Here is a 6,762-nt window from a genome sequence, read left to right as displayed (position 1 = left end):
ATAAGCGGCCGTTACCTAAATAATGGATATCCCCCCAATCCGCGACCGCGCCCGAAGCGCCTCCCCAGGCAACCCCAAAGCCTCATACACCACCCCCAAAGCCCGATTCGTCGGCACATCCAGCCCGTCATACCGCCGGCGCAATTCCAGCGCCTGCTGCGCCCCGAACCAATCCCCAACCCGCAACCGCGCATCCAGCTCCACCTGCGCAAACAAATCCCGCTGGGCATGACTGCCGCCAATCTCGTTCAACCGTGGCAACGCAATCCCCAACTGCTCCAGCGCCCGCTGAGCGTCCCCTCGGGCGTGCGCCAACAACCCCTCCGCCAGCGGTAAAGTCACTTCCCCCCACACCGGCCGCGCATCAAGGCTGTGGCGCCGCAAAGCCGCCAACAACTGATCCGCCTCTGGCTTTCCGGCCCGGGCCAGCCCATACAGATACTGCACACTCAAAAACGGCTGCACCGCATCCCCGACCCGGCGCTGCAGGTAAGGCGCCAACGCCTGCCAGCGGTCACCCACATCAATCCCCGCCAACTCCAGCCGTGCCAGCAATGACACCGCGCCCACCTGGTCCTGGGAGTACTCCGGCAAGATCCCCCACACATGCCGGTCATAAATCTCCAGCACCCGCTGATCCTCACCACGGCCCAGATAAAACAACGCCAGGTGCCACCAGTTATGGGTGTACATGAACGAATTCAACCCATCCCAGTGATGCTTCACCCCCTCCAGAAACCCGATGCCTTCCTCGATGCGCCCCTGAGTCAGCATCACATGGGCCAGCGCGTGATGCGCCCAAGGCTCGGATGCCTGCAAGCGCAAGGCCTCCCGCGCACTGGCCTCGGCTTCCTCCAGCAAATGACACTGCTCATACGCAAACGCCAGCAACCCGTGACTGTGGGCGATATCCGGCGCACCCGCCGTGGCCTTCAACCCGATCCGCAGCAGCGCCGGCCAATTACCCCGGTTGAATTCCAGGTACTGGTTGAGCTTGGCGGCAAACAGGTCCCGGGGATAAAGATCCAGCAGGTGTTCACTCAGGCGCAGCACCTCGTCCAGCTCATCGTTGATCCAGGCCTGCAGCACCTCCAGGTACAACCGCGCCCGGTGATGCTCGGAGTTCACCGTCGCCGCGCGCTGGCGGTATTTCTCGGCCAAGTCAGGGCCTTCGGGCGACTCGATAAACATCAGCAGCAAACCGGCAAATCCGTTGGCCAGGGCTGAGTCGGGGTCGGCATCGGCCACCGCCAGAATGCCCTCGGCACGGGGCTGATAGCCGAGGAAGCCGCCGATGAAATCATCCAGGCCCTGACGGGTGGCGGGGTTGAGGGTGTCGATGGGGTTGCCCAGGTAATCCAGTGACATGCGCTTCAAACTCAGTGGCTCAGATAGCGGTTAGAGGGGCAAACCTTGTGCCAGTGATGGGTTTCTCAAAAACCAGACCTTCCCGTAGCAGCTGCCGAGCCTTGGCGAGGCTGCGTCTGCGGTGTGTCAGGTGCACCGCCAACGCAGCCTCGCCAAGGCTCGGCAGCTGCTACGCATAGCCGTTCTTCAAGAGGGCAGGGCTGTTGCTTTTTCCACACTCGTCCCGGCCACTGTGGTTTTTTCATCACTGCCATCGCTCATGACGCCCGCAAACCCCGGGCCATTGCCCCATGGCACAGCCCTTGCTAAATCCCTGACAAAACCTTAGTCAAGGAGTCTCCATGCGCCCTTTATCTTTTCGCCGCGTCCTCTCATACCTGGGACTTGGCGCCGTGCTGCTGGCCGGCACCGCTCAGGCGCAACCCCATGACGGCGGCGTGCTGAACCTGGTGGCCCAACCCGAACCACCGTCGCTGATGCACGGCGTGGTCAGCCACGTGTCTACCCAGTACGTCAGCGGCAAGATCCTCCAGGGCCTGCTGACCTTCGATACCGACCTCAAACCCAAACCGGTATTGGCCAAGTCCTGGACCGTTTCCCCCGATGGCCTGACCTACACCTTCGATCTGCAGGACAACGTACGCTGGCACGACGGCCATGCCTTCACCGCCGACGACGTGGTGTTCAGCTTCCAGACCTTCTACCCCGAAGTGGACAAGCGCCTGGGCGGGGTCTTCACCGAATACGTCGACAGCATCACCGCCAAGGGCCCGCTGCAAGTGGTGTTCCAGCTCAAGAAACCTTTCGCGCCGTTGCTCTCGGCCCTGGGCAGCGGGCTACGGCCTGTGGTGCCCAAGCACCTCTACGAGAACACCGACTTTCGCAACAACCCCTACAACCTCAAGCCCGTCGGCACTGGCCCGTTCGTGTTTGTGGAGTGGAAGCGCGGCGCCTATATCAAATTGGCGAAGAACCCTGACTACTGGAAAAAGGGCCTGCCGCACCTCGACGGCATCATCTTTCACGTGATCCCGGACGGCTCGTCCCGCGCGGCCGCCTTCGAGCGCAACGACGTGCAGGTGCTGCGCAGCGGCGATGCCGATTATTCCGACCTCAAGCGCCTGACCGCCTTGCCGGACGTGCAGTCTTCGGAAAAAGGCTGGGAGTTGTATTCCGGCCTGGCCTTCCTGCAGATCAACACGCGCAAGCCACCGCTGAACAACCCCAAGGTGCGCCAGGCGATCCTGTATGCGCTGAACCGCCAGTTCATCGTCGACAACATTTTCTTCGGTTCGGGCAAGGTCGCGCCGGGCCAGTTCGTGTCCACCTCGCCGTACCACGACCCGCAATTGCCGCAGTACACCTATGACGTGAAAAAGGCCAAGGCGCTGATTACCGAGTCCGGCGTGGACGTGGGCGCGGTGCGCATTCGCCTGCTCAACGGCGAGAAGGGCGGCGCCTGGGAGCGCCTGGCCGAATACACCAAGCAAGCCCTGCAACCCCTGGGCTTCAAGGTGCAAGTGGTGACGTCTGACGCTGCCACCTGGTTCCAGCGGGTCAGCGATTGGGACTTCGACCTGACCTACAACTTCATCTTCCAGATCGGCGACCCGTACCTGACCAACGCCTACCTGTACCGTTCCGACTACATCCTCAAGACCTCGCCATTTGCCAACGTCAGCGGCTACAACAGCCCCGAAGCCGACGCCCTGTGGACCAAGGTCGCCAACACCCCGGAAGGCCCGGAGCGCACCAAACTCTACAGCCAGTTGGAAAACGTGCTGAACACCGACCTGCCGATCGCGCCGATCTTCGAAATGCGCTACCCGACCCTGTTCCACAAAGAGGTGAAGAACCTGCTGCAGACCGCCACCAGCCTTAACGAAGACTACGAAAGCGTCTATCTCGACGCGCCCGCGCCATGAACGGGCTGCTGTATTTCAGCGGCCGCCTGCTCAAGGCGTTGTTGATGATCGTGGCGGTGCTGGTGCTGGGCTTTTTGCTGATCCGCCTGGCGCCGGGTGACCCGGCGCTGCTGTTGGCTGGCGAGGCGGGCGTGGACGATGTGCAGTTCATCGAACACCTGCGCCAGACCATGGGCCTGGACAAGCCGTTGCTCCAACAACTGCTGATCTACCTGGGCAATATCGCCCATCTGGACCTGGGTTACTCCTATCGCAACCAGACCTCGGTGTGGTCGCTGATTGCCGAGCGGTTGCCGGCGACATTGGCCCTGATGGGCTCGGCATTCGTGCTCTCGTCGGTGCTCGGCGTCACCCTCGGCACCCTGGCCGCCCGGGCCCGGCAGAAGCGCCACTGGCTGGACGGCGTGATCTCCCACGGCGCGTTGCTGCTGTATGCGATGCCGCCGTTCTGGTTGGCGATGCTGCTGATCCTGCTGTTCTCCGTCAGCCTGGATTGGCTGCCGGCGTTCGGCATGGAGACGGTGGCACAGGACTTCTCCCTGGTGGACCGGCTCAAGCACCTGCTGCTGCCGTGCGTGTCGTTGAGCGTGCTGTTCCTCGCCTTGTACATCCACCTGACCCGCGCTGCGGTGCTCGACGCCCTCGGCCAGGAGTACGTGCGCACGGCCCATGCGAAGGGCCTGCATCCACGGCGGATTCTCTATGTGCACGTGCTGCGCAATGCGCTGTTGCCGGTGGTGACCTTTGCCGGCCTGCAATTGGGCCAGTTGGCCAGCGGCGCATTGCTGGTGGAGGTGGTGTATTCCTGGCCGGGGATTGGCCGCTTGATGTACGACTCATTGGCGCAACGAGACTACGGGGTGTTGATGGGCGGTTTCCTGGTGATCTCGATTCTGGTGGTGGGGTTTAACGTGTTGACCGATGTGATCTGCCGCTTTCTCGACCCGCGTATTGGTGCAGGAGTGCAAGGCTGATGCAGGTTTTTCGACGTTTTGTACGTCAGCCATCGGCGCTGGCAGGCGCGTTGTTTTTGCTGCTGCTGACCCTGTTGGCGATCGCTGCACCCTGGCTGACCAGCAGCTCGCCGTGGGAGATGAACAGCCAGCCGATGCTCACGCCATTCCACGACCCGGCCCACTGGCTGGGCAGTGACCTGCTCGGTCGCGACCTCGCCAGTGGCTTGCTGTATGGCGCGCGCGTGTCCCTGGCGGTCGGTGCCCTGGCCAGCCTGGCAACCCTGGTGGTCGGCCTGCTGGTGGGCGCCGTTGCCGGCTATTTTGGTGGCTGGATTGACGGTGTGCTGATGCGTATTGCCGAGTTCTTCCAGATCATTCCGCAACTGGTGCTGGCGGTGATTCTGGTGGCGATCCTTGAGCCGTCCTTGTTCTCGATCGTGCTGGCCATCGCACTCGTCGCCTGGCCGGCGGTGGCGCGGTTGGTACGCAGTGAGTTCCTGACCCTGCGCCAGCGCGAATTCGTGCAGGCGGCACGGGTGCTGGGGCAGTCACCGCTGGGGATCATCACCCAGCAGATTTTACCCAACGCCCTGGCGCCGCTTTTGGTGACCATGACCTTTGTCATGGCCACGGCGATCCTCACCGAAGCGGCCCTGGCGTTTCTCGGCTTGAGCGACCCGGAAGCCATGAGCTGGGGCTACATGATCAACGCTTCCCGTGGCTTGCTGCGGGATGCCTGGTGGATGAGTTTCCTGCCGGGGCTGGCGATTGTGCTGTGCGTGCTGGCGGTCAATCGAGTGGGCGAAGGCTTGCGTGTGGCCTTTGAGCCCGGGAGGTCGCTATGACGTTATTGAGTGTTGAGCATCTGCGTATCGCCTTGCCGGCCGGTGCGGACCGCAGCCATGCGCTGTATGACCTGTCGCTGCAATTGAACCGCGGCGAATGCCTGTGTGTGGTGGGTGAGTCCGGTTCCGGCAAGTCGATGCTGGCCAAGGCCCTGCTGCGCCAGTTGCCGGACCCGCTGAAGGTTGAAAGCGGGCGCCTGGTGTTCCGCGACGAAGACCTGGCCGGGCGCAGCGAAGAGGCCATGCGCGAACTGCGCGGGCGGGATATCAGCATGGTGTTCCAGGAGCCCATGAGTGCCCTTAATCCACTGTTGCGGGTGGGCGAGCAGATCGATGAAACCCTGCGCGCCCATGGTGTGGCATCGGCGCGTGTGCGGCGTCAGCGGGTGGTGGACTTGCTCGGTTATGTCGGCTTGCCTGAGCCTGAGCGGTTGCGCCTGGTGTATCCGTTTGAACTGTCGGGTGGGCAGCGCCAGCGGGTGGTGATCGCGATGGCCCTGGCGTTTGATCCGGCGTTGTTGATTGCCGATGAGCCCACCTCGGCGTTGGACGTAACCACCCAGGCGCAGATCCTCGATCTGCTGCGCAAGATCCAGCAGGACAAGGGCATGGCGTTGTTGTTTATCACCCACGATTTTGCTGTGGTCGAAGCGATTGCCGACCGGGTCTTGGTGTTGGAAAAAGGCCGGGTGGTGGAGCAGGGTGCGGCGCCAGCGGTATTGCGTGTGCCACGGGAAAACTACACCCGGCAATTGTTGGCGGCGGTGTCGGCGCAACCGCTGGTACCGCGTACGCCGGTCGCCGGTCCGGTGGTGTTGAAGGCCGAGGCATTGGGCAAGGTTTTCAGCAGTCGTAGCGGTTGGTGGGGGCGGCGAATCACCCAGGCGCTGGACGCGGTTCAGCTGCAATTGCGTGAAGGCGAGACCTTGGGGATTGTGGGTGAGTCGGGCTCGGGTAAGTCGACCCTCGGCCGGTGCCTGGTGCGTTTGTTGCGCGCCGACAGTGGGCGGATCGAATGGTTGGGGCGTGAGGTGGCGGGGCTGTCTGAAGGGCGGTTGCGGCCGTTGCGCAGTGAGGTGCAGATGATTTTTCAGGATCCGTTTGCGTCGCTTAATCCGCGGCAGACGGTGGGGCAGATTGTTATGACCGGGCCTTTGGTGCAAGGGGTTTCCCGGGTTGATGCTGAACGGCGGGCGCGTGAGTTACTGGAGTTAGTGGGGTTGCCGGCAGCGGCGTTTGAGCGGTTTCCCCATGAGTTTTCCGGGGGGCAGCGCCAGCGTATCGGAATTGCCCGGGCGTTGGCGGTGGAGCCCAAGGTGTTGATTGCTGATGAGTGTGTGTCGGCGCTGGATGCGCTGGTTCAGGTGCAGATTCTGGAGTTGCTGGAGTCGCTGCAGCGGCGGTTGAAGTTGAGCATTGTGTTTATTACCCATGATCTGCGGGTGGCTGCGCGGTTGTGTGATCGGATTGCGGTGATGCACCGGGGGAGGGTGGTGGAGCAGGGGGAGACGGGGGCGCTGTTTGCGGATGCGCGGCATCCGTATACGCGGGAGTTGTTGATGGCTGAGGCGATCTGATTCGTGGACGCTTTGGGTACATATCCATTATTCAGGTAACGGCTACTTATGGTTTCGCTCTTACAGCGAGTCACTTTGCAAAAGCGGCAAA

5 protein-coding genes are annotated in these 6,762 nt (G+C 62.5%); 4 read left to right on the top strand and 1 reads right to left on the bottom strand.

What is annotated here, in order from left to right; all coding sequences use genetic code 11:
* Positions 1 to 15: 15 nt before the first annotated feature.
* Positions 16 to 1,368 (bottom strand): tetratricopeptide repeat protein, encoded by a 1,353-nt coding sequence (locus V3W39_RS33425; RefSeq protein WP_330214170.1) that lies wholly within the window; start codon positions 1,366 to 1,368, stop codon positions 16 to 18.
* Positions 1,369 to 1,709: 341 nt separating this feature from the next.
* Here V3W39_RS33425 and V3W39_RS33420 point away from each other — a divergent pair, with 341 nt between their 5' ends.
* Genes V3W39_RS33420 through V3W39_RS33405 form a run of 4 tightly spaced genes read left to right on the top strand, consistent with a single transcriptional unit; the run spans position 1,710 to position 6,671 of the window.
* The gene (locus tag V3W39_RS33420; RefSeq protein WP_330214169.1) at positions 1,710 to 3,293 is read left to right on the top strand and encodes an ABC transporter substrate-binding protein; all 1,584 of its coding nucleotides are present in this window, start codon (positions 1,710 to 1,712) and stop codon (positions 3,291 to 3,293) included.
* On the top strand, positions 3,290 to 4,267 hold the full coding sequence (locus tag V3W39_RS33415; protein WP_177080065.1) for an ABC transporter permease: 978 nt from the start codon (positions 3,290 to 3,292) through the stop codon (positions 4,265 to 4,267). Before V3W39_RS33420 ends, V3W39_RS33415 begins: the two co-directional genes overlap by 4 nt.
* Positions 4,267 to 5,094, top strand: a complete 828-nt coding sequence (locus tag V3W39_RS33410) for an ABC transporter permease (protein WP_177080064.1) — start codon at positions 4,267 to 4,269, stop codon at positions 5,092 to 5,094. Before V3W39_RS33415 ends, V3W39_RS33410 begins: the two co-directional genes overlap by 1 nt.
* The gene (locus V3W39_RS33405; RefSeq protein ID WP_330214168.1) at positions 5,091 to 6,671 is read left to right on the top strand and encodes an ABC transporter ATP-binding protein; all 1,581 of its coding nucleotides are present in this window, start codon (positions 5,091 to 5,093) and stop codon (positions 6,669 to 6,671) included. Before V3W39_RS33410 ends, V3W39_RS33405 begins: the two co-directional genes overlap by 4 nt.
* The last annotated feature ends 91 nt before the right edge of the window (positions 6,672 to 6,762 follow it).

Source organism: Pseudomonas sp. Z18(2022) (genome assembly GCF_036346535.1).
GTDB lineage: Bacteria > Pseudomonadota > Gammaproteobacteria > Pseudomonadales > Pseudomonadaceae > Aquipseudomonas > Aquipseudomonas yamanorum_A.
Note: the sequence above shows the minus strand (reverse complement) of the source record. Positions and strands in the feature narration are given on the sequence as shown.

Bases quoted from the DNA above. Each gene is read 5' to 3' on its own strand.
- V3W39_RS33425 (WP_330214170.1), bottom strand. From the start codon at position 1,368: ATGTCACTGGATTACCTGGGCAACCCCATCGACACCCTCAACCCCGCC.
- V3W39_RS33420 (WP_330214169.1), top strand. From the start codon at position 1,710: ATGCGCCCTTTATCTTTTCGCCGCGTCCTCTCATACCTGGGACTTGGC.
- V3W39_RS33415 (WP_177080065.1), top strand. From the start codon at position 3,290: ATGAACGGGCTGCTGTATTTCAGCGGCCGCCTGCTCAAGGCGTTGTTG.
- V3W39_RS33410 (WP_177080064.1), top strand. From the start codon at position 4,267: ATGCAGGTTTTTCGACGTTTTGTACGTCAGCCATCGGCGCTGGCAGGC.
- V3W39_RS33405 (WP_330214168.1), top strand. From the start codon at position 5,091: ATGACGTTATTGAGTGTTGAGCATCTGCGTATCGCCTTGCCGGCCGGT.